The following is a 22,930-nucleotide window of genomic DNA, read 5'->3' as shown; positions in this document are numbered from 1 at the left end:
GGACAAGAGCAGTGTTGCATATTCAATCCGTGTATTGCAGCGTACCCTGGATGGCCTGGTGCAATCACTGGGTTATGTCAGCCAGCAGCACGATGAAGGGGATATTGATTGCACTGTCGACGAATCCCGCTTCAAAGGCGGCTACGCCGAAATGGCTGCCGGTATCAACAAGATGGTGGCTGGTCATATCGCCATGAACAAGGAAGCCATCGAAGTGGTAAAAGCCTTCGGTGAAGGTAACCTGGATGCGCCCCTGAAACAGTTCCCGGGCAAGAAAGCCTTCGTGAATGAAGCCATTGAACAAGTGCGCAGCAATATCAAGCGCCTGGTCAGTGATACTGATGAACTGGTACAGGCTGCCGTAGAAGGCCATTTGTCTACGCGTGCAGATGCCAGCAAGCACCAGGGCGACTTCAACAAGATCGTCCAGGGTGTCAACAACACACTCGATGCCGTCATCAATCCGTTGAATGTTGCCGCCAAATACGTGGCAGACATTTCACAAGGCCATATTCCAGCCAAGATCACGGATGAATACAACGGTGAATTCAACACCATCAAGGATAATCTGAACCAATGTATTGATGCAGTGAATGCACTGATTGCAGATGCCAATATGCTGTCACAAGCCGCCGTTGATGGACAATTGTCCACCCGTGCAGATGCCAGTAAGCATCAGGGCGACTTCCGCAAGATTGTAGAAGGCGTCAACAATACCCTGGATTCCGTGATTAATCCGTTGAATGTTGCAGCAAACTATGTGGACCGTATCTCCAAAGGCGATATCCCAGAACACATCAGCGAACATTACAATGGTGACTTCAACGAAATCAAGAATAACCTCAACACCTGTATTGATGCCGTCAATATGCTGGTTGCCGATGCAGACCTGCTGGCCGAAGCTGCCAAGGATGGCCGTATTACCGTCCGTGCAGAGGCCGACAAACACCAGGGTGATTTCCGTACGATTATCGAAGGGGTGAACAACACCCTGGATATGGTGGTTGAACCTATTATTGCCGTGACTGAAGCGGTTGAAACTATCACCACAGCGGCCAACGAAATCTCCAGCGGTAACGCAGACCTGTCTGCCCGTACCGAGCAGCAGGCTTCCAGCCTGGAAGAGACCGCTGCCAGCATGGAAGAACTGGCCTCTACTGTGAAACAGAATGCTGAGAACGCCAAACAGGCGAACCAGCTGGCACTGACCGCCTCCGATGTAGCTGTTAAAGGCGGCGCGGTGGTGAACGAAGTCGTGGCTACCATGAGTGCGATTAACGACAGTGCCAAGAAGATCGAAGACATTATCTCCGTGATTGACGGCATTGCCTTCCAGACCAATATCCTGGCCCTGAATGCGGCGGTGGAAGCGGCGCGTGCAGGTGAGCAGGGTCGAGGTTTTGCGGTGGTGGCAGGGGAAGTGCGTAACCTGGCCCAGCGTTCAGCCAGTGCGGCCAAAGAGATCAAGGAACTGATCAGCGATTCGGTCAGCAAGACTACGGAAGGGACACGGCTGGTTGAGAATGCCGGTAGCACCATGGAAGATGTGGTTTCCTCTGTCCAGCGTGTGGCTGACATTATCAGCGAGATTTCAGCGGCTTCTGCGGAGCAGACCACGGGAATTGACCAGGTGAACCAGGCAGTGACCAGCATGGATGAAACCACCCAGCAGAATGCGGCATTGGTGGAAGAAGCCGCTGCCGCTGCTGAATCCCTGGTAGACCAGGCCAACCAGCTGGCAGATGCCATCAGCCAGTTCAAGCTGGAAGACAGGGGACTCGGCAGCAAACCGGCTTCCATGTATCCGTCAACGGCACGTCCTGCACCAGTGAAAGTAGCAGCGCATTCATCTGGCCATCGACCCGAGCCTGCGTATGCCTCCTCGGCCAGGCCTGGGGAGAGCTCGTTGGGCAGGCCCGCGACAACCAGTCCGCCACCCATGAAAACAGGCATTGCCCGGCGAACCGGCACCGATGATGAGGATTGGGAAGAGTTTTAACTGAATCTCAGTAACAGCCGACTGGATAAGCAGTCGGCTTTTTTATTTGCCATACTTTTCCTCAACATATCCATGCATATATGGGCGAATTCAGCCCGCTGGATTTCTTTAGGGTTGCAATCACCACAATAGAATGCGCTTTCCCCTTTTTTCGATCAAATCAAATCGGGGTTGATTACTGAATAATTCCAGCTATATACCGATAAATAATACATAGCATCACGGTAGCAAGTATCAGGAAAATCAATAAGAAGGAGTGACACGCATAATGTCAGGTCAATGGGGTGTATTCACAGGCAGACTTGCCCGTTTCAAGTTATCGTTCCAACTGGGTTTGATACTGGCCATATTCAGCGTGGGCATGATTATCACGACTTATCTGGGAAGTATGGCGTTGGCAGCAGGCTTTATCCTGCTTGCAGCGATCACCGGCGCATTGCTCACCACAGGCATCAAGCATACACTGGGAGGCGAACCTTTTGAGGCCCTGGCTGCAGCCAGGCATATTGCCACAGGTGAGTTTAATAGTGTGCAGGATTTAGTGTCATCAAATGATGTGAATGTCATCCATGCATTGGACCAGGCAAAGCACACCCTGAATAATCTCAGCCAGCAGGTTGCGCTGATTCGGAAAGCGCATGCCGATGGCAACTTCAAGGCAGCCATTGATCTGGCACCATTGACTGGTGAATATCGCCAGATGGCACAAGAGGTTAACCAGGTATTGGCCATGCATGCCGATATCCTGCAACAAACCAGCCAGTCCATGTCGGCGCTGGGCCAAGACGCCAATGTACACCTGGATCCATTACCTGGCGACCTGGCTGACTTAAATACCAGTTTTAACCGTTTAAAAAACAATGTACAAACCTTGGTTGCAGATATGGCACATATGGCCAGTGACCATGCACAAGGTGAGCTTGATGCCTTACTGGATGTAGGTAAGTTTGATGGCGATTTCAGGTCTGTTGCACAGGAAATCAACGATATGGTCAGTGCTTATGTCAGTGAAAACGAAAGATTCATTGCGGTGATAGACAGTATTGGCCGTGGCGACCTGAGCGTACAACTGGAACCCATGCCGGGTAAAAAAGCGGCCATGCACAAGAGTGTGGAACGTATCCGTGGCAACCTTAAAGGCATTGTAGACTCGGTGAACTGGGTGAATGCCGAGCACGAAAAAGGCAATATAGACATGACCTTGCGTGCGGATATGTTCAAGGGCCAGTTCTCGGTGCTGGCGGATAGTATCAACAATATTGTGGCTGGCCACATTGCGTTAAACCAGAAAGCCATGGCCTGCGTACAAGCGTTTGGAGATGGTAATTTTGATGCGCCACTGGAACAGTTTCCGGGCCAGAAAGCCACTATCAATCAAACAATTGAAAAAGTGCGCAGTAATCTGAAAGCACTGAATAGCGATGCCGAAACACTGGCAAAAGCGGCCAGGGAAGGGCGCGTTACCGTGCGCGCCGATGCCAGCCGCCATCCCGGCGATTACCGCAAGATTGTAGAAGGCATGAACAATACGCTGGATATGATTGTAGAACCGGTATTGACGGTCAAGGCTGCGGCAGAATCTATCAATATTGCCGCCAGGGAAATCGCCCAGGGCAATGCAGACTTGAGTCGTCGCACCGAAGACCAGGCCGCCAACCTGGAGAAAACCGCCTCCAGTATGGACGAACTGTCCTCCACAGTGAAACAGAATGCAGAAAACGCCAGGGAAGCCAATGAATTGGCCGCACAGGCGTCGGAAGTGGCCGTGAAGGGTGGGGCTGTGGTGAATGTGGTAGTAAATACCATGAGCGAAATCAACGAAAGCGCCCGCAAGATTGAAGCCATTATTTCCGTGATTGATGGTATTGCGTTCCAGACCAATATCTTGGCCCTGAATGCGGCGGTGGAAGCGGCGCGTGCCGGCGAGCAGGGCAGGGGCTTTGCCGTAGTAGCTGCCGAAGTAGGTAATCTGGCCCAACGATCCTCGGTGGCGGCACGTGAAATTAAAGAATTGATTAATAATTCCGTCAATAAGACTGCAGAGGGCAGTCTGCAGGTAGAGCAGGCGGGCAAAACCATGCATGAAATTGTGGACTCGGTCAAACGCGTCAGCGTCATTATCGGCGAGATTGCATCGGCCTCGAATGAACAGAGTACCGGCATCGCCCTGGTGAATGATGCAGTGATCCGCATGGATGATGTCACCCAGCAAAACACCGCACTGGTAGAGCAGGCCGCTGCTGCCGCTGAATCCCTGACGGATCATGCAAATGAATTGGCAACTGCGGTGAGCGTCTTCATTGTAGACGGCCATACCGCAAGTGCACAGCAGGAACGCGCAAGCTGGGGGAAAGGTTTCCACCAGGTTAGCAATGGTTAGGACTGAATATCCAGTCCTTGTATAACGTAGTACTTTTATTATTAGGAGCAAAAAATGGCAGTGATTGATCGAGTATTAATTGGTGAAGGTCTGGTCATCGAAGATCGTCCAGATGGTTCCGGCCTGGATTTGAAAAATGTGGCACACATTGACTTGATTATGGGGCCACGCGGTAGCGCTGCAGAAGACGCATTTTGTCGTACGCTCACCGACCAAAAACAAGGGGTAAACGGTTTATTGGCGATTGCAGCGCCAAACATGATGGTCAAACCAAATACTGTGATGTTTAACAAGGTGACGATTAAAGACGGTCGCCAGGCAACACAAATGTTTGGCCCGGCACAACGGGGCGTCGCCATGGCTGTGATGGATTGCGTGGCTGATGGCACCATTCCACTGGAAGAGGCAGATGACGTATTTATCTGCGTTGGTGTGTTTATTGATAGTAAAGCTGACATGGATGACCGCATTCAGGACTGGAACTACCGCGCAACGAAAATTGCGATCAAAGCCGCAGTGGCCCGCGAGCCTAAAGCCGCTGATGTGGTAAAACAGTACAAAGAAGCATTGCATCCGTTTGCAGCAAAAACCCCAGAAGCACAAAACCGCCGTTCTGAAGACAAAGCTGCTGCTTTGGCAATTTCCCAGATGCAGGAACGCAGCAAACATGCACAAGGTGCTTTGGCTGCTAAAACCAAAGAGGATGCAGAATCAGCATTGGCAGTTTCTCAAATGCAGGACCGTATCAATACGACACGTGTTTAATTTCAGGCAGTAATAGCCTCCACCGGATTTTGCATAGGATAGCGAAGTGAGTGCATTGAAGAAACAAGAGCAGGAAGCGCGCGAATTTGTATTCACTCGTGATGATTTCGTCAGAATCAAATCCCTGATTTATCGTCATGCAGGCATTTCATTATCCGATGCAAAGACCGATATGGTATACAGCCGGATTGGCAGGCGGCTGCGGGCCCTGGGCATGTCCAGCTTCAGGCAGTACCTGGATGCGCTGGAACAGCAGAACCATGCCGAAGAGTGGCAAGCATTCACCAATGCCTTGACCACCAATTTAACTTCTTTTTTCCGGGAAGAACATCATTTCCCCATTCTGGCCGAACATCTGGCCAAATTGGCGGCCCAAAAACCCGGGAAACCTATTCGTATCTGGTGCTCTGCCGCCTCTACCGGCGAAGAGCCTTATTCCATTGCCATCACTGCGTGTGAGGCCTTTAATTCACTCAAGCCACCGGTAGAGATTATTGCAACCGATATTGATACCAATGTCCTGGCAACTGCAACCGCCGGTGTATATCCGATCGACCGGGTCAAGAAAATGGACGAAAGCAGGGTGCGCAAGTTCTTTGAAAAAGGGACCGGCAAACATGATGGCCTGGTACGGCTGAAAAAACCGGTACGGGAGCTGATTAATTTCAACCAGCTCAACCTGCTGGATCAGCAATGGCCATTTCGCGAGGCTTTCGATGTCATTTTCTGTCGTAATGTCATGATCTATTTTGACAAACCGACCCAAAGCACCATCATTGATAAATTTATTTCGCTTATGCATGAAGACAGCTTGCTGCTGGCCGGGCATTCAGAAAACTTCCTGTATGTCTCCGACCACTTGCAATTGCTGGGGAAAACGGTGTACAAACTTAAGACTGGTGGCGCTGCACGCTCCAGCCTCTTTATGAATCGGAACCTGGCATGAGCGTGATACAAGAAGAAATTTCGAATACCCTCTATTTTGACAGGACATTTAACTGTGACGCAGCCAAAATCTCTCCCGGTGAATATTATTTTACCGACAAAGATATGCTGATTGTCACGGTGCTGGGCTCCTGCGTCTCAGCCTGTATCCGGGATACCAAGTCTGGCATCGGTGGCATGAATCACTTCATGTTGCCAGAAAGCGCGAGTGCAGACCGCGATAGCCCGGTATCCGAATCAATGCGCTATGGCACCTATGCCATGGAAGTCCTGATTAACCAGTTATTGCGCAATGGTGCCAAACGGGAGAATCTGGAAGCCAAGATTTTTGGTGGTGGCAATGTGTTGCGCAGTTTCACCTCCAATAACGTCGGTGACCGCAATGCGGCGTTCGTTAAAAAATACCTCAAGGATGAAGGCATCAGGGTCACCGGTGAAGACCTCCTGGATATCTATCCGCGCAAAGTCTATTACTTTCCCAAAACCGGCAAAGTACTGGTGAAAAAGTTGAAGCAATTGAACAATTACACGCTGGTCAAGCGCGAACAGGCATACTCCAGCAAGCTGCAAACCAACGAAGTGGCCGGCGAAATCGATTTGTTCTGATAATAATAAATATAACAAGGAAGCCCTATGAAAACAAAAGTGTTAGTCATTGATGATTCAGCATTAATACGCAGTCTGTTGACTGAAATTATCAACGATACCAAAGACCTGCAGGTGATAGGCACCGCGCCTGATCCCCTGGTGGCCCGTGAAATGATCAAGCAACTAAATCCCGATGTGCTGACACTGGATGTGGAAATGCCCAGGATGGATGGCCTGGATTTCCTGGAAAAACTGATGCGTTTGCGCCCCATGCCGGTATTGATGGTCTCAACACTGACAGAAAAAGGCTCGGAAATTACCTTGCGCGCACTGGAGCTGGGAGCCACAGATTTTGTCACCAAGCCCAAGATGGGTATCTCGCAGGGCATGCAGCAATATGCGGATGAAATTACCGATAAAATCCGTACTGCGGCCAAGGCCAAAATCAGTACCTTGCAAAGCATTGCCAAAGCCGCTGTATCAGCTGGCGAGCCACAAAGCGCTATTCGCAACCCCTTAATCAGTAGTGAGAAACTCCTGATTATCGGCGCGTCTACCGGTGGGACCGAGGCCATTAAATCATTTTTAATGCAAATGCCTTCTGATTGCCCCGGCATCCTGATCACCCAGCACATGCCGGCAGGATTTACCAAGTCCTTTGCCGACCGCCTGGACAGCCTATGCAAAATTTCGGTGAAAGAAGCCGTGGATGGAGAGCGCATATTGCCAGGTCACGCTTATATCGCGCCGGGCGACCAGCATTTACTGCTGGCCAGAAGTGGGGCCAACTACATCACGCGCTTATCAGACAGCGAGCCCGTGAATAGACACAAACCCTCAGTCGATGTATTGTTTGATTCTGCAGCGGCCAATGCCGGTAAAAATGCCATTGGCATTATCCTGACAGGCATGGGTAAAGATGGTGCGGCAGGCATGCTGGAAATGAAGAATGCCGGTGCGTACAATTTTGCTCAGAATGAAGAGAGTTGTGTGGTGTATGGCATGCCACGCGAAGCGATCGCCCATGGTGGAGTGCATGAAATCGCACATCTGAAAGATTTGCCAAGGCTGGTCCTGCACTATCTGGCGACGAACAGTGAGCGCGCCTTGCGCGTATAGGGTTTAGAAACAAACAGACAAATCCAGGTGTTATCAACAATCGCATGCATATGCGATCGATGGATAATACGGGATAAAATGTAGCATTAAATGAAAGCGGAGTAATAAATGGGCAATCCGAATACTAAATTTCTGGTGGTTGATGATTTTTCCACCATGCGCAGAATTGTGCGTAACCTGCTGAAAGAGCTGGGTTACAACAATGTGGAAGAGGCGGAAGATGGGGTTGATGCGCTGAATAAACTGCGTAATGGCGATTTCGAGTTTGTGGTTTCTGACTGGAATATGCCGAATATGGACGGGCTGACGATGCTGCAAAACATTCGTGCAGATGCCAAACTTTCCAAACTGCCGGTATTGATGGTCACTGCCGAAGCAAAGAAAGAAAACATTATTGCCGCAGCACAAGCGAAAGCCAGCGGTTATGTGGTCAAGCCCTTTACGGCAGCCACGCTGGAAGAGAAGCTCTCCAAAATTTTTGAGAAAATGGAAAAAGGCGAGGTGTAGCATGGCCGAGGCTATCAATCCGAATTCAGATAATCTCGTGGTGGACATGGCTGCTGCCATGATGCATAACCTGACTGATACCCAGCAGGAAGATATGATCAGCCGCATTGGTCACATGACACGCACGCTGCATGACAGCCTGAGTGCATTGGGGTATGACAAGGTCCTGGAACAGGTAGCACAGGAAATCCCTGACGCACGTGATCGCTTGAATTATGTTGCCAGAATGACGGAACAGGCCGCTGAACGTGTGCTAAATGCCACCGATCAGGCCATTCCGTTGCAGACTGAATTAGCTGACCGTGCCATCGCGTTAAAAACCCGTTGGCAGGAGGTAATGGCGAAGTCTGCCTTGAAGTCGGAATATGATGCTGTTGTCAATGACACACTGTCCTATCTCTCACTTGCCGACCAGCACACGACCACCAGTAAATCATTGCTGATGGATATCATGATGGCGCAGGATTTTCAGGATCTCACCGGGCAGGTCATCAAGAAAATCACAACACTGGTGCAGGATCTGGAAAGACAACTGGTACAGGTGCTGGTTGACTTTTCACCCCAGGTGAAAAAAGAAGAGACATCCTCATTGCTGAATGGTCCGCAAATTGATCCGACCAATACCATTGATGTCGTGGCCAACCAGGAGCAGGTCGATGACTTGCTGGATAGCCTGGGTTTCTGATCCAAATACCACAACTCAAAAAGGGCCCATTGGCCCTTTTTTCATTTATAGGTATCCTACGCGCTCTTCCGGTGGCAGGCTGGCCAATTCCTCATCCGTATATACGCGGCCACGTGTAATAAATGCCAGCCCGCTACCGCAATCCAGGGAGAAAGAGCCACTGGAACCTGGTACCGCATCCAGGATGGTGTGGGTATTCTGCATAAAGCTGAAATGGCTGTCGCCCATATAGAATACTGCGCCAGCCAATGTTCCGAGCTTGACATCAGATGGGCTGGGCCTGAATTCGACAGCTGGCAGGCACATGGGGCCGCTACCCTCACAACAGCCGCCTGATTGCAGGAATACAATCGGCCCATGCTGCTGCGTCAACTGTTCGATTAATGTAATCGCCGCCGGTGTTGCAGAAATACGCTCAGCCATTATCTTTCCTCATGTTGAATCATCATAAAGACAAAAAAGGGGCGAATAATTCGCCCCTGGTATTAAATCACTACTGGAACCGGATTAAAAGAAACCCAGTTTTTTCGGACTGTAGCTGACCAGCAGGTTTTTGGTTTGCTGATAATGATCCAGCATCATTTTGTGGGTTTCACGGCCGATGCCGGACTCTTTATAACCACCGAATGCCGCATGAGCAGGGTAGGCATGATAGCAGTTGGTCCATACACGACCGGCCTTGATGCCGCGACCCATGCGGTAAGCGCGACTGCCGTCACGGGACCAGACACCAGAACCCAGGCCAAAAATAGTGTCGTTGGCGATACTCAAGGCTTCAGCTTCGTCTTTAAACGTGGTCACAGCCAATACCGGTCCAAAAATTTCTTCCTGGAAGATGCGCATTTTGTTGTGGCCTTTGAACAGGGTAGGCTTGATGTAATAACCTTCAGCCAAATCACCGCCCAGAATGTTACGCTCACCGCCACACAACTGCTGCGCGCCTTCCTGGCGGCCTATATCCATGTAGGACAGGATCTTGTTCACCTGGTCTTGAGATGCTTGTGCACCAATCATGGTGTTCGGATCCAGCGGATTGCCTTGCTTGATGGCAGCAACACGTGGCAATACACGCTCCATAAACTTGTCGTAGATTGATTCCTGGATCAATGCACGGGAAGGGCAGGTACACACCTCACCCTGATTAAAGGCAAACAGCACCAAGCCTTCCACGGCTTTATCCAGGAAATCATCGTCTGCCGCCATGATGTCTTCAAAGAAAATATTAGGTGATTTGCCACCCAACTCCAGCGTTGCCGGAATCAGGTTGTTTGCCGCAGCCTGGGCAATAAAGCGGCCAGTCGCCGTTGAACCGGTAAACGCAATTTTAGCGATACGCTTACTATTGGACAGCGGTGCACCCACTTCACGGCCATAACCATTGACGATATTCATCACGCCTGGCGGTACCAGGTCACCGATAACTTCCATCAGCACCAGAATACTGATCGGGGTGAATTCTGCCGGCTTCATCACTACACAGTTACCTGCAGCCACGGCAGGAGCCAGTTTCCAGGCGGCCATCAGAATAGGGAAGTTCCAGGGAATAATCTGGCCCACCACACCCAATGGTTCATGGAAGTGGTAAGCCACTGTGTTTTCGTCCAGTTCACTCAAGCTGCCTTCCTGTGCACGCAGGGCACCGGCAAAATATCTGAAATGATCAGCGGCCAGCGGGATATCGGCATTCATGGTTTCGCGGATAGGCTTGCCGTTATCAACGGTTTCGGCTGTTGCGATTAATTCGAGATTCTGTTCAATACGGTCTGCAATCCTCAATAACAGGTTGGCGCGCTCTGCCGCAGGGGTTTTTCCCCATTTATCCGCTGCCGCATGCGCAGCATCAAGAGCGAGTTCAACATCTTCAGCGCTGGAGCGTGCGGCCTTGGTGTAAGGCTTGCCTGTAATCGGGGAAATCACGTCAAAATACTCGCCTTTTACTGGTGCAACCCATTTGCCACCAATAAAGTTGTCATATTTTGCCTTGTAAGGGACTTTTACCCCCATGGCTTTCAAAAGATCCAAACTCATATTCACTCCTGTATTTTTTCTATCAATGTTGTAGCAGAACTTCTCACCAAACCAAGTGATTGAAACTGAATTCAACAACCTGTTAAATCACCGGCAAAGCCGCTTAAAATAAGGCTTTGCAGATAATTTGTGAGATAAACATTAAACCTTAAGGTTCACAAAATCAAGCGTTTTTAATGCTATTTTTCATGATTTATAAGATATCTGATAGAAGTTTCTCACCATCCTCATTTATCTGGTTTTCTATATTAAATCGACATGCAGACATTATTCCGTACTGGCTTATAAAATCATTTGGCGTGCCCATCGTTATGGGCTATAATCGCGCCTTCTTTCGGAGAGATGGATGAGCGGTTTAAGTCACCACCCTGGAAAGGTGGCATAGGGGCAACTCTATCGAGGGTTCGAATCCCTCTCTCTCCGCCAGCCTGACTGGTTAATCTGCGACAGTGTTTGATACGATAAAATATCATGCCTGTGCGTGCAAAAACGGGAGCCAGAGCTCCCGTTCTTTTGAACCAGATCTAAAATCTCTACTTCTTTAGTCCAGCGGCTATTTCTTCTTGTCGGCTATTTTATCGGTTTTAGCTGACTCACTGGCTGCGGCTTTTTTTGCTCCAACGCTAACGTCCTTTTTCAGGTTACCAAGCGTAGCCTGCCCAATGCCTGGCACCTGCTCCAGTTCGTCGACAGATTTAAAACCACCATTTTTCTTCCTGTATTCGATGATCGCTTGTGCCTTGGCCGGGCCTATGCCATTCAGGCTTTCCAGCTCCGCCTGGCTGGCGGTATTAATATCCACAGCCGCATAAGCGACGGGCGATAAAAGGAACAACATTAAATAGGCTAACAGTGTGTGTTTCATATGTCCTCCTGATCATTAAAAATAAAAGCAGACCAAATCGGCCTGCTTTTATTCTAGCGCTGTCATTTCCCCAAACAGGAAAGTAGCCTTTAAATTATTTAATAATTGTTAAATATTTTTAATAATTGTGTTTAATGCAACAATAGGGTCAGTAGCCTGGGTAATAGGGCGGCCAATCACCAGATAGTGTGATCCCAGCGCGAGTGCTTCTTTAGGCGTGACAATCCTGGTCTGGTCATCTAGGGTTGCATCAGGGGGACGGATGCCTGGCGTCACCAGGCAGAAATTTGCTCCCAATGCCTGTTTCAGCATGGCAGCCTCCCGGGCAGAACAGACCACACCATGCAGGCCCGCTTGCTGAGTGAGAGTGGCCAATGCCAATACATGATCGACTAAAGAACGTTGTACCCCCAAGGTATGTAAGGTCGCCTCATCCATACTGGTCAACACTGTCACGGCAATCAGCAAAGGGGCATGCGTACCATGCGCTTTATCCAGCCCCTCGCGTGCGGCCTGCATCATGGGTAGGCCGCCGCTGGCATGCACATTAAGCATCCACACACCAAGGTTGGCTGCGGCCTGGCAGGCCTTTGCCACCGTATTGGGGATATCGTGGAATTTCAGGTCCAGAAACACATCATATTGCTGCTTGACCAGGGACTCGACAAATGCCGGACCGGCTGCAGTAAATAACTCCTTACCGACCTTTAATTTACACAGGGTGGGGTCTAGCCTGGCAACCAGCGCTTGTGCAGAAGCTGCATCGGCATAGTCGAGGGCAACAATGATTTTGCTATCAGTCATATAGGTTTATTGCAAAAGAAACGAATGAATGACATCTATTTGCGCTTAAGCAGTTTGATGTCACGGATGGTAGCTTCAGTAGGCTCTGGCGGCAGGGATTCCCAGGCATTACAGGCCGGGCATTGCCAATGATATTGCTTGGCCCGGAAACCACACTGGTCGCAATAATAGGCTGCACGATCACCAATGGCATTACGCACAGTCTGTTGCATCAACTGTAAATCGTGTTGCTGGTCATCTACCATTGCGCGTGCCTGCAGTAACTGGTCCAGGGACTTGAGGCTTGGTTTGCGGATCAGTTCGTTACGCGCCAGTTTGGCTGCCTTGTCCGCTCCTTCTGCTTGCAGGGTTGCCTCATATAGAACCGACATGATGCTGCTAAGCTGGTAGGTTTCCAGGTATTGATTCAGCTGCGCCAATCCCTCTTTTAATCCTTTGGGCATCTCCCCCCCATTACCGGGTGAGTGCGCATCGCTCAATGAGATGTAACTTTTAAGCATTTTCTGGGCGACGAGGCCCAGATATTCGGGGCTTTGCATTTCTATGCGCTTCCAGAATGCAATAGCAGCGGCATGCTCCTCTTGTTGTGCAGCCATATCACCTAGAAGCACGTTGGCACGCACACAGTTTTTATTTGCATCCAGCGCCTGGTCAAGATGGCCTTTGGCGCTTGCCCAGTCCTGCTGGATAATGGCATTCATGGCCAGCTCGCAGTAATACTGCGCGACTTCTTTACGGTAAGAAACCCCTGAAGAGCGCTCTAGCTCCGCCGCAATGGCGATGGCCTGCGACCATTCACGTTCCTTGACATAGATTTCAAGCAAATGGCGCAAAGCGGCTTGCTCATAACGGGTATGGCGTAAAGTGAGGAAGAGTTCCTCTGCACGATCATACAAACCGGCTTTGAAGTAATCTTGCGCCAACTCAACCTTGATCGAGGTAGATTGCTGTTCGGTCAGCTCATAGTTTTCAAGCAGGTTCATGTGCAAGTGGATTGCGCGATCCGTTTCACCGGTGCGGCGGAACAGGCTACCAAGCACAAAATGCAATTCCAGGGAGTCTTTATTCAGGTAAAGCGCTTCACTGAATGCATCCACCGCCTTGTGGTATTGATCCGCTATCAGCAGGTTCAGGCCTTTGAAATAAGTCGCGGGTAGTGAAGTCGATTCTGCAATCAACTGCTTGATATCTACCCGTGCGGCAATCCACCCCAAGGTAAAGAAAAGTGGCAGGATTAATAGCCACCAGTATTCAAATTCAACCAGCATAAGAGGTCTCTTTTCAAGTCAGGCTTTATTTTACCCAAGCCAGCGGGCCAACGCCATGTAAAGCGCAATTGAGGGGTAAAAAAAACGGTATCCGAAGATACCGTTTTTTATTAACAGCTAGTAACAAAAATTATTCGATAGCATCCACGCGATCGCGCAATTCCTTGCCCGCTTTAAAGTGAGGCACGTATTTGGCCGGCACTTGCACCTTGGTGCCGGTTTTCGGGTTACGTCCCAGGCGGGGCGGGCGGTAATTCAAGCTAAAACTACCAAAACCGCGTATCTCGATACGCTCACCGGTTGCCAGGTTTTCCGTCATCGCATCCAGGATGGTTTTGACGGATAACTCGGCATCTTTCAGCACTAATTGCGAAAAGCGCTCGGCAAGCAGGTCTATCAGTTCAGATCTTGTCATGATCTAAAGCCTTCTTATTTTTTGCTATCCAGTTTAGCCTTCAACAAAGCACCCAGGTTAGTGGTACCTGCAGAAGCTTCGTCGATCATCACGTCATCCGCTTTGGCTTTCTTGGCTTTTGGTTTGCCAGCTTTGTCTTCACCGATTGGCGCGCTGTTACCGCTTGGATCTTCAGTCAACTGCTTAACGCCCAGGGAAATGCGCTCTTTTTCAACGTCAATGCCCAGGATAACGGCTTGCAGCTCGTCACCTTTCTTGAAGTTGCGGATTGCTTCTTCGCCAGACTGAGTCCATGACAGGTCAGACAAGTGGACCAGGCCATCGATGCCACCTGGCAGACCGATGAATACGCCGAAGTCAGTGATAGACTTGATCTGGCCGGATACTTTGTCGCCTTTGGCATGCGTTGCAGCGAAATCATCCCATGGGTTTGGTTTGCACTGTTTCATGCCCAGGGACAGACGACGACGGTCTTCGTCGATTTCCAGGATCATCACTTCAACTTCGTCGCCCAATTGAGCAATTTTGCCCGGGTGGATGTTTTTGTTAGTCCAGTCCATTTCAGAAACGTGTACCAAGCCTTCAATGCCTGGTTCTACTTCAACGAATGCACCGTAGTCAGTCAGGTTAGACACTTTACCGAACAGGCGTGTACCGACTGGGTAACGGCGGCTCAATGCCACCCATGGGTCGTCGCCCAATTGTTTGATGCCCAGGGAAACACGGTTCTTCTCCTGGTCGAATTTCAGGATCTTGGCTTCAACTTCTTCACCGACGGTCAGCACTTCAGATGGGTGCTTCACGCGGCGCCATGCCAGGTCAGTGATGTGCAACAGGCCATCGATACCACCCAGATCCACGAACGCGCCGTAGTCAGTGATGTTTTTAACGATACCTTTGATCACAGCACCTTCAGTCAGGCTGCCCAACAGCGCTTCACGGTCGGCACCCAGGGTGTCTTCCATGACTGCGCGACGGGAAACTACGATGTTGTTACGTTTGCGATCCAGTTTGATCACTTTGAAGTCCCACTCTTTGTTTTCGTAAGGAGTGGTATCTTTAACTGGACGAATATCTACCAGTGAACCTGGCAAGAATGCCATGATGCCGCTGACAGAAACACGCAGACCGCCTTTAACACGGCTGCTGACAAAACCCTTGACCACGCGGCCTTCGTTCATGGCTTCTTCCAGATCCAGCCATGCTTGCATTTTCTTCGCTTTTTCGCGAGACAGTTGTGTAGAACCAAAACCGTCTTCCAGTTTTTCGATCGCTACTTTGACGAAGTCGCCAACAGCAACTTCAAGCTCGCCTTGCGCATTTTTGAATTCGCCAGCGTTGATCACGCTTTCGGATTTCAGGCCAGCATTAACAATCACGAAATCATTATCTACAGACACTACTTCGGCGGTGATCACTTCACCTGCGCGCATTTCCTGGCGGGCCAGGCTTTCTTCGAAGAGGGCTGCAAAAGATTCGTTGGAAGAGGTTGAGTTAGAAATAGAAGCCATTAAAAATTGTCCAAATTTACTCGCAAAACAGCCCATGCCATTTTACGAGCCACCGCTACCAGAGAAAGGCAGGCAATGGATAAAATTAATAATTGTTACGCCAAGCGGGCGCTTAACGTAACCCGAACATGCGACTATACACAAAAAATTTATTGACTTCAATGACTTAAAGCATTTTTTATGTGATTTAAGCTACCTTATTGAAGGCAGTCACAATCATATCAACGGCTTGTGTGATATTCATATGTGTTGTATCCACCAGGATGGCATCCGGCAACTGCTTCAGCGGCGCAGACGCGCGCTGACTGTCACGCAAATCGCGCTGCCTTAAATCTTCCAGGATAATGTTGTAATCAGCGAATTCACCGCGAGCAATGAGTTGCTCATAACGACGCTGGGCGCGTGTTTCAACTGCTGCCGTCAGAAACACCTTCAATACGGCATCCGGAAAAATCACCGACCCGATATCTCGCCCATCACCCACCAAGCCAGGCGCTTGGCGGAAGTTGCGCTGAGTTTGCAGTAATGCAGTGCGCACCTGGGGATGTACCGCCACTTCAGAGGCACCTTTACCCATGTGTTCAGTGCGAATCTGTGCACTGGCTTGCCCGCCATTTAAATAAACTTCCCCACCTGCAAACCGGATATCCATGCCCGCCGCAATAGCAGCCAGGCTGGTAGCATCAGACCAGGCCACATGCTGCGTATGCGCAGCATAAGCCAGTAGTCGATACAGGGCACCTGAATCAAGGTAATGGAAATCAAATTGTTTCGCGACGCGCTCGGCCACACTGCCTTTACCGGAGGCGGACGGGCCATCGATGGCAATCACGGGAGGAAGGGAAAGGCTTATCATAAATTTTACTTATCGATCTGTTTAAAACAATGAATTGGATTAGGTTTAGCAGTTTTTATATCATGTTCCTAACAGTTACAAGGAGCACGCCATGATTAAAACCTTTTCTTTCGCCATCCTGCACTTCAGTGTGGCTTTCAGCATTGCCTATCTGCTCACGGGCAGTGTGCTGGTAGGTGGGCTGATGGCGCTGATTGAACCGGCCTGTAACACAATCGTGTTTTATTTCCATGAACGTGCCTGGCAACATCACCAACATGCGCATGTCACCGGACCGGAGCCAGACGAACACGAATGGGCTTACGCTGCCTGATTAACGCACGATACCGGCAAATACCTGGAAATATTCAGGGAAGGTTTTACCCACACATTTAGGGTCGTTAATCGTAATGGGAATGCCTGCCAGGCTAAGCAGTGAAAAGCACATCGCCATGCGGTGATCATCATAAGTATCGATTACCGCATGGCGAACCAGCTGGACTGGTGGCGTGATTTGAATATAGTCAGGGCCTTCCTCAACCGTTGCGCCCACTTTACGTAACTCTGTCGCCATCGCAGCAATCCGGTCCGTTTCCTTGACACGCCAGCTCGCGATATTGCGTAATGTCGTTGTGCCTTGGGCGAACATCGCCATCACGGCCAAAGTCATCGCGGCATCCGGGATATGATTGCAATCCAGATCAATCGCCTTTAATGCGGATGTCTTTTCTGCACGTACATGACTCTCTCCATAGCTGATACGGCCACCCATTAAATGGGCCGCCTCTGCAAAGCGGATATCACCCTGAATGCTATGTTGCCCGACACCTTGTACAGTGACGTCGCCTGCCAGAATGCCGGCTGCGATAAAATAAGAAGCACTGGATGCATCGCCTTCCACAAAAATCTCACCCGGAGATTGATAGCATGCTGCAGCCGGAATATGGAAACGTTGCCAGCCATCGCGCTGCACCACCATCCCAAAGCGCTGCATCAGGTTAAGGGTGATTTCAATATAAGGCTTTGAAATCAGCTCACCCACCACTTCGATGCTGGCAGCCTGGCCAGTCAAAGGCAATGCCATCAGCAATGCCGTCAAAAACTGGCTGGACACATCACCGCGAATCTGGATTGGCTGGCTGACATCCAACGTAGCAGGGGAAATCTGCAGGGGAGGGTAGCCCTCATTGCCAGTGCAGTTTACGTCCGCACCGGCCTGCCGTAATGCATCCACCAGGTCACCAATCGGCCGTTCATGCATGCGGGGAATGCCATGCAGGTGGTAATCACCTTGCGAGAAGGCCAATGCTGCAGTTAATGGGCGAAAAGCTGTTCCTGCATTGCCCAAGAATAAGTCCGCCTGCTTATTAGGAAAATTGCCCGCACAACCAGTGACCTGCCATGCATTTTCCCCAATATTTTCCAGCTTTATACCCAATGAAGCTAATGCTTCCAGCATTCTTGCCGTGTCATCTGAAGCGAGCAAATCGCGAATAATCGTCACGCCATCCGACAACGCCGCCAATAGCAATGTGCGATTGGAAATACTTTTTGAGCCAGGCAGGATAATGGTGCCTTGCGCTTGGGTGACAGCAGGTAAATGCAGTTGTTCCATATGAGTTACGTTTTATTGGTTTTGGATTTTGCCCATTCATTCCGGGCGCGGCTGGCATGCTCAAACAATGCAAACAGGCCTGCATCATCATTGTTTTCCAGCAATACTGTCATCTCGCTGACTGCCTGCTGGTAGGTATTAAGCTCCTCTAATAATGCCTGCTTGTTAGCCAGCGCAATATCGCGCCACATTTCAGGATGGCTACCGGCAATACGCGTGAAGTCCCGGAATCCGCTGGCAGCAAATTTGAACAGTAATTCTGCATTGTCGCGTTTGGCTAAATCTTCTACCAAAGCAAAGGCCAGCAAGTGTGGCAAATGGCTCACCGCAGCAAACACGCGGTCATGGGCTTGCGGGCTCATATTTGAAACCACTGCACCGCAAGCTTGCCATAGCGCCGCCACTCTTTTTACTGCATCAGCATCTGTTGCAGCATCTGGCGTCAAAATAACATTTTTACCGATATACAAATCAGCCATCGCAGCACTTGGGCCGCTTTTCTCTGCACCGGCAATCGGATGGCCACCAACAAACTGGTTGAACTGCGAACCCAGTTCCGCTTTTGCGTAAGACATCACATCCGATTTAGTGCTACCGGCATCGGTAATAATGGTGTTTGCAGAAAGATGTGGTTGAATTGTACGCAAGATGGCTGGTGTTTGAGCCACTGGTGCAGCAATCAAAACCAGATCTGCATCTGTTAATGCATTAGCGATATTTGTCTCTGCTGTGTCGATTAACCCTAAACCCAGCGCCTCTTGCAAACTATGATCAGAGCGGCCAACACCGGTGATGTGTGGCGGATGAGGTAGTTTTTTCAAGGCAAGCGAGACTGAGCCGCCAATCAAGCCCACGCCAAATATCACAATTTTTTTGAACATGGCCACATTGTATCATGTCATACAAAAGCGCTTTGAGTTTGGCTAGTCCCGGTTTCAGGCGTATAATTGATAGATTGCATTGGGGCTGACCCGGTTTCGACGTGGGTTGCAAAGCAGTGCAGGGCATACCGAGGATTCAGGTTCCCTCGTAAATCCATCTGAACAAGTATAGTCGCAAACGACGAAACTTACGCTTTAGCCGCTTAATCCCGGCTGAACGCTGCCCCGAAGAGCCTCTCGGTCGGGCCGGGTAACCGGCAGCAGCGTCATTTAGAGAGGATCGTGCGTGGTTGGGTTACTTAATCACGCATTAAATCCAAGGTAGCTCGCTTTACCCTTGCTTGCTCGTTGGTGAGTGTACGGTTAAATATAAACAACACAGCTAAGTATGTAGAACTGTCTGTGGAGGGCTTGCGGACGGGGGTTCGATTCCCCCCAGCTCCACCAAATTCAAATTGATAAGTAGTATTGAGCGTAAGAAAAGGCCACGGTTTCGAGTGGCCTTTTTTTTAAACAGCTACTAACGACATACTTTCCTTCGCTTTAATGCGGCACAAAATCTGCGTTTTGCGACCATATTCAGCTGCTCAAAAAGCATATTCTTCCACAAATACCTTGCGCGTATCATTTCTTCATCCAGTTCCGCGACTGACAGGCCTAGGCTGGCTGGTCTTCGATGCCTTTTTCTGAATGCATCAAATGCATAACATTTAATCTTATCCAGCTTAACTTCAGGCGCTACCAGTTTTCCTGACATCCAGCGGTGAAAAATGGTAGGTTTTACGTTGACCAATTTGATAGCTTTATGATGGTTTAACGTGCCTAAATGATGGCCAACTTTCAAGCTCCACTGTAACGAATATTGGGTATGTAACTTCCTCATCTTTCTTGTATGTTTCATTATCTTCTCCCTAAATTGCAGATCAAATCCGCAATCCAATATTAACATCTGATTAAATTATGTTAATAAAGGTGATGAATATTTATTTGACATATTTTCTTCACAAAGAAATAAATGCTATAAATAATATATAAATCAAATACTTATTTTACTCATTATTGCCTCATCTATTTTTTGCAGCAGGTATTAAACAAGTGGCTTTCAAATTCAAAGGCAACTTTTTAGCAAACTCATGTACATAACTATTTGTCATAAAAGTATCAATAAACATTGAAAGACCATGGCTTTTACACACACCAATGAAGCAAAACTAGCACAGGATGTAGAGTCTTTACGCATTCAATTTCCACAAACAAAAGACCTGTACCGGGAAGTGTGTCGCTTGATGTTTTTCAGGTATGGGATGCAACCGACAGCGAACAAGCTATATCAATTGGTGCGTAAAGGCACCATGTCCACACCGTCACAGGCTGTGAACAGCTTTTGGGCTGAACTCCGCTCGAAAAACAGGGTAGATATTGAGCACGCCGGTTTGCCAGATTCCTTGCGCGAATTCGCTGGCGAGGCACTAGGCGCTTTATGGAAATCCGCGCTGGAAGCTGCCAGGCAAACCTATAAAGAAAAACATACTGCAATAAATGGCCTTGAAAGCAGCAACCGGCTGGAGTTGGAAAGTTATAAGGCACAGGTCAAGAAGCTGGAAGCACTGAATACAGAACAACACCAGGAGCTGGCGGCCATCAAAAAACAACTGCAGGAAAACGAAAAAAGGTTGTTGATTGACAGTCAGCTATCAGTTACGCAAAAAGAATCGGTTAAAACGCTGCAAAATGAGAAAACAGCCCTGGAAGCGACATTAAAAAGCGTCAATAATGAATTTATCGCGGAAATCAATAAACTGCATGCTGCCTTGAAATTATCCGATGACCGCTTCAGAAAACTCGAAGCAAAATCTTTTGCAGAATTGGATCGTGAACGTCAACGCGCGATTAAATTAGAACTGGAAATAGCTGAGCTGAAGAAATCGTTGCTAAAAGAACATACTGTCACAAAAACACAAACCATGAAAAACCAGAAGCTGGTTAATGAGCTGCGTGAGAATATTGGCCTGATTAAAGGACAGCTGAAAGAATCCCAACGCCAGCAACTCGTCGCATCAAATAAACTAAAACAGATTGAAAGAAAAAAGCCATTGCTTAAATAGCAGGTTACGTAATTTATAAAGTTTAAGAGTAAAAGTGAAAAAGTTGAGTTGGGTACGAAGGCCATGACAATTAGCCTTATTAATTTCGCATAATGTATATTATGTTAAAAATTCTGTACAAGCAGATAACTTCTTGAATCTCAGAAAAACTGTACTTTAGGTCAGTTAGCAACCGACCAATTGAGTTGCAGTTCTGATACTCTGATAAGTTCGTGAGTCTAATTGGGGATTTCATGACTTATACAAATAATCACATACGTGCCAACAAGCAGCACGCTTACGTGTGAGGGTGTCCTGAATTTTGTGTAAACGGCGGTTGATTACTGCCGAGGCATTCTGTCCTCGAACTGTATGGTAAACCTGTTTAGCGCAGGTTTCCAATCTCGCAGTGGCATAGACCACTTTTCACTGATGTTCTGTAAGGCAAGATAGAACAATTTAATCAGTGATTCATCATTCGGAAATGAGCCGCGATTTTTGGTGATCTTACGCAGACTCATGTTCACTGATTCAATCGCATTCGTGGTGTAAATCACTCGCCTGATTTCCGGTGGATAGTCAAAGAATGGAATAATGCGCTGCCAGTTGCTGCGCCAGGATTTTGCGATTAAGGGATAAGCCTCACCCCATTGATGTTCAAAGTCCATGAGCGCCATTTCAGCTTCAGCCAGTGTGGCAGAGCTGTAAATCAGCTTGAGGTCAGCCGCCACCTCTTTACGCTTGTTCCAGCCCACATAATTCAGGCTATTGCGCACCATGTGGACGATACAAAGCTGGACAGTAGCTTGTGGGTAGACAGTTTCAATCGCTTCCGGGAAACCCTTTAATCCATCCACGCAGGCAATGAAGATGTCTTGTACGCCACGGTTCTTGAGTTCGGTGACGACGGCCAGCCAGAACTTGGCCCCTTCAGTCTGGGCGATCCATAAGCCCATGACTTCCTTGTGACCGTCCATGTTAACGCCGATGGCAAGGTACACCGCTTTGGCACGTACACTGCCTGCATCTCTGACTTTGACATGGATGCAATCCAGATAGACGATGGGGTAGATACTGTCGAGTGGGCGAGACTGCCACAGCTTGACCTCATCAATCACCGCATCAGTGACATTGGAGATTAACGTCGGTGAAATCTCTGTGCCGTACATTTCGGACAAGTGCTGTTGAATCTCACGTACTGTCATACCTCTGGCATACAGGGAGATGATTTTGTCATCAAAGCCCGTCCAGCGGGTTTGATGTTTGGGAATCAGTTGTGGCTCGAAGCTACCTGCGCGGTCTCGGGGAATTTCAATCGGTAGTTCGCCAAAGTCCCCTTTGAGCGTCTTGCGACTTTTACCGTTGCGGGTGTTGCCTGAGGCATTCTTCACAGGCTCATTTTTATCGTGGCCTAGGTGATCTGCCATCTCTGCTTCAAGAGCACGTTCAACCAGCGCTTTGGTTAGCTGCTTGAGCAGTCCATTCTCGCCAATTAAATCTTCAGGCTTTTTATAGTTGCCCAACAATCCATCAATCAGATCGTTGGGCAGGGATTTTGATACGGTCATTTCTACTCCAAAAGTACGTGCGCAGTTTCCTGCAAAATGACCGTTTACACAAAATTATTTATACCCTC

General features: G+C 49.0%; 22 protein-coding genes, 1 tRNA gene and 1 other RNA gene. 12 read left to right on the top strand and 12 right to left on the bottom strand.

The genetic code is table 11. The features are described from left to right. The 8 genes from BLP53_RS13240 to cheZ all read left to right on the top strand — a co-directional run. Positions 1–1,999, top strand: a 1,999-nt coding sequence (locus BLP53_RS13240; protein ID WP_091473179.1) for a methyl-accepting chemotaxis protein, incomplete at its 5' end; no start/stop codon positions are given. Positions 2,000–2,267: 268 nt separating this feature from the next. Beyond that, complete coding sequence (locus BLP53_RS13235) at positions 2,268–4,379, top strand: methyl-accepting chemotaxis protein (protein ID WP_091473175.1); 2,112 nt, start codon at positions 2,268–2,270, stop codon at positions 4,377–4,379. Between the two features lie 54 nt (positions 4,380–4,433). Next, a complete protein-coding gene (gene fae / locus BLP53_RS13230) occupies positions 4,434–5,144 on the top strand; it encodes a formaldehyde-activating enzyme (RefSeq protein ID WP_091473172.1) in 711 nt (236 codons plus the stop codon). A gap of 46 nt (positions 5,145–5,190) precedes the next feature. Beyond that, positions 5,191–6,090 carry a CheR family methyltransferase gene (locus tag BLP53_RS13225; protein ID WP_091473168.1) on the top strand — a complete coding sequence of 300 codons (900 nt, stop codon included), beginning with the start codon at positions 5,191–5,193 and terminating at the stop codon, positions 6,088–6,090. Beyond that, on the top strand, positions 6,087–6,695 hold the full coding sequence (cheD, locus tag BLP53_RS13220) for a chemoreceptor glutamine deamidase CheD (RefSeq protein ID WP_091473165.1): 609 nt from the start codon (positions 6,087–6,089) through the stop codon (positions 6,693–6,695). Before BLP53_RS13225 ends, cheD begins: the two co-directional genes overlap by 4 nt. Positions 6,696–6,722: 27 nt before the next feature. Then, positions 6,723–7,796 carry a protein-glutamate methylesterase/protein-glutamine glutaminase gene (locus BLP53_RS13215; protein WP_091473162.1) on the top strand — a complete coding sequence of 358 codons (1,074 nt, stop codon included), beginning with the start codon at positions 6,723–6,725 and terminating at the stop codon, positions 7,794–7,796. 108 nt (positions 7,797–7,904) lie between these two features. Continuing rightward, positions 7,905–8,303: a chemotaxis response regulator CheY gene (gene cheY, locus BLP53_RS13210; RefSeq protein ID WP_091473159.1), complete on the top strand. Its 399-nt coding sequence runs from the start codon at positions 7,905–7,907 to the stop codon at positions 8,301–8,303. A 1-nt stretch (position 8,304) separates the two neighbouring features. Then, positions 8,305–8,988, top strand: coding sequence for a protein phosphatase CheZ (gene cheZ / locus BLP53_RS13205; RefSeq protein ID WP_091473156.1), 684 nt, complete (start codon positions 8,305–8,307; stop codon positions 8,986–8,988). A 45-nt stretch (positions 8,989–9,033) separates the two neighbouring features. Here the strand turns inward: cheZ and BLP53_RS13200 are convergent, their stop codons facing one another. Beyond that, positions 9,034–9,411: a DUF779 domain-containing protein gene (locus BLP53_RS13200; RefSeq protein ID WP_091473153.1), complete on the bottom strand. Its 378-nt coding sequence runs from the start codon at positions 9,409–9,411 to the stop codon at positions 9,034–9,036. An 84-nt stretch (positions 9,412–9,495) separates the two neighbouring features. Continuing rightward, positions 9,496–11,016, bottom strand: coding sequence for an acetaldehyde dehydrogenase ExaC (gene exaC / locus BLP53_RS13195; RefSeq protein WP_091473150.1), 1,521 nt, complete (start codon positions 11,014–11,016; stop codon positions 9,496–9,498). 336 nt (positions 11,017–11,352) lie between these two features. Here exaC and BLP53_RS13190 point away from each other — a divergent pair. Beyond that, positions 11,353–11,442: transfer RNA gene (locus tag BLP53_RS13190), tRNA-Ser, on the top strand. Positions 11,443–11,569: 127 nt separating this feature from the next. Here BLP53_RS13190 and BLP53_RS13185 read toward each other — a convergent pair. The 6 genes from BLP53_RS13185 to cmk form a co-directional block, all read right to left on the bottom strand. Beyond that, positions 11,570–11,881 (bottom strand): ComEA family DNA-binding protein, encoded by a 312-nt coding sequence (locus BLP53_RS13185; protein ID WP_091473147.1) that lies wholly within the window; start codon positions 11,879–11,881, stop codon positions 11,570–11,572. A gap of 108 nt (positions 11,882–11,989) precedes the next feature. Next, complete coding sequence (gene pyrF, locus BLP53_RS13180; RefSeq protein ID WP_091473144.1) at positions 11,990–12,685, bottom strand: orotidine-5'-phosphate decarboxylase; 696 nt, start codon at positions 12,683–12,685, stop codon at positions 11,990–11,992. Positions 12,686–12,720: 35 nt separating this feature from the next. Continuing rightward, the gene (lapB, locus tag BLP53_RS13175) at positions 12,721–13,953 is read right to left on the bottom strand and encodes a lipopolysaccharide assembly protein LapB (protein ID WP_091473142.1); all 1,233 of its coding nucleotides are present in this window, start codon (positions 13,951–13,953) and stop codon (positions 12,721–12,723) included. Between the two features lie 130 nt (positions 13,954–14,083). Further along, a complete protein-coding gene (locus tag BLP53_RS13170; RefSeq protein ID WP_091473138.1) occupies positions 14,084–14,368 on the bottom strand; it encodes an integration host factor subunit beta in 285 nt (94 codons plus the stop codon). A gap of 14 nt (positions 14,369–14,382) precedes the next feature. Further along, the gene (rpsA, locus tag BLP53_RS13165) at positions 14,383–15,879 is read right to left on the bottom strand and encodes a 30S ribosomal protein S1 (protein WP_091473133.1); all 1,497 of its coding nucleotides are present in this window, start codon (positions 15,877–15,879) and stop codon (positions 14,383–14,385) included. Positions 15,880–16,066: 187 nt separating this feature from the next. Continuing rightward, a complete protein-coding gene (gene cmk, locus BLP53_RS13160; protein WP_091473130.1) occupies positions 16,067–16,735 on the bottom strand; it encodes a (d)CMP kinase in 669 nt (222 codons plus the stop codon). A 91-nt stretch (positions 16,736–16,826) separates the two neighbouring features. On the opposite strand from cmk, the gene BLP53_RS13155 reads away from it, so the two are divergent. Beyond that, positions 16,827–17,048 carry a DUF2061 domain-containing protein gene (locus tag BLP53_RS13155; protein WP_091473127.1) on the top strand — a complete coding sequence of 74 codons (222 nt, stop codon included), beginning with the start codon at positions 16,827–16,829 and terminating at the stop codon, positions 17,046–17,048. On the opposite strand, the gene aroA is transcribed toward BLP53_RS13155, so the two are convergent. Both aroA and BLP53_RS13145 read right to left on the bottom strand, forming a co-directional pair. Further along, complete coding sequence (aroA, locus tag BLP53_RS13150; protein WP_091473123.1) at positions 17,049–18,329, bottom strand: 3-phosphoshikimate 1-carboxyvinyltransferase; 1,281 nt, start codon at positions 18,327–18,329, stop codon at positions 17,049–17,051. 5 nt (positions 18,330–18,334) lie between these two features. Further along, entirely contained in the window at positions 18,335–19,210 is an 876-nt protein-coding gene (locus BLP53_RS13145) for a prephenate dehydrogenase (protein ID WP_091473119.1), read from the bottom strand. An 81-nt stretch (positions 19,211–19,291) separates the two neighbouring features. Between BLP53_RS13145 and ssrA the strand changes: the two genes are divergently transcribed. Further along, positions 19,292–19,657: a transfer-messenger RNA gene (ssrA, locus tag BLP53_RS13140) on the top strand. Between the two features lie 73 nt (positions 19,658–19,730). Here ssrA and BLP53_RS13135 read toward each other — a convergent pair. After that, positions 19,731–20,111: a hypothetical protein gene (locus BLP53_RS13135; RefSeq protein WP_143001375.1), complete on the bottom strand. Its 381-nt coding sequence runs from the start codon at positions 20,109–20,111 to the stop codon at positions 19,731–19,733. Positions 20,112–20,391: 280 nt separating this feature from the next. On the opposite strand from BLP53_RS13135, the gene BLP53_RS13130 reads away from it, so the two are divergent. Beyond that, complete coding sequence (locus BLP53_RS13130; RefSeq protein ID WP_091473112.1) at positions 20,392–21,315, top strand: DNA-binding protein; 924 nt, start codon at positions 20,392–20,394, stop codon at positions 21,313–21,315. Between the two features lie 320 nt (positions 21,316–21,635). On the opposite strand, the gene BLP53_RS13125 is transcribed toward BLP53_RS13130, so the two are convergent. Then, complete coding sequence (locus tag BLP53_RS13125; protein WP_091470242.1) at positions 21,636–22,862, bottom strand: IS256 family transposase; 1,227 nt, start codon at positions 22,860–22,862, stop codon at positions 21,636–21,638. Positions 22,863–22,930 lie beyond the last annotated feature (68 nt).

Origin of the sequence: Methylophilus rhizosphaerae, from assembly GCF_900100975.1 — a bacterium.
In the GTDB taxonomy this organism is placed as follows: domain Bacteria; phylum Pseudomonadota; class Gammaproteobacteria; order Burkholderiales; family Methylophilaceae; genus Methylophilus; species Methylophilus rhizosphaerae.
This window is presented reverse-complemented; position numbering and strand designations above follow the sequence as displayed.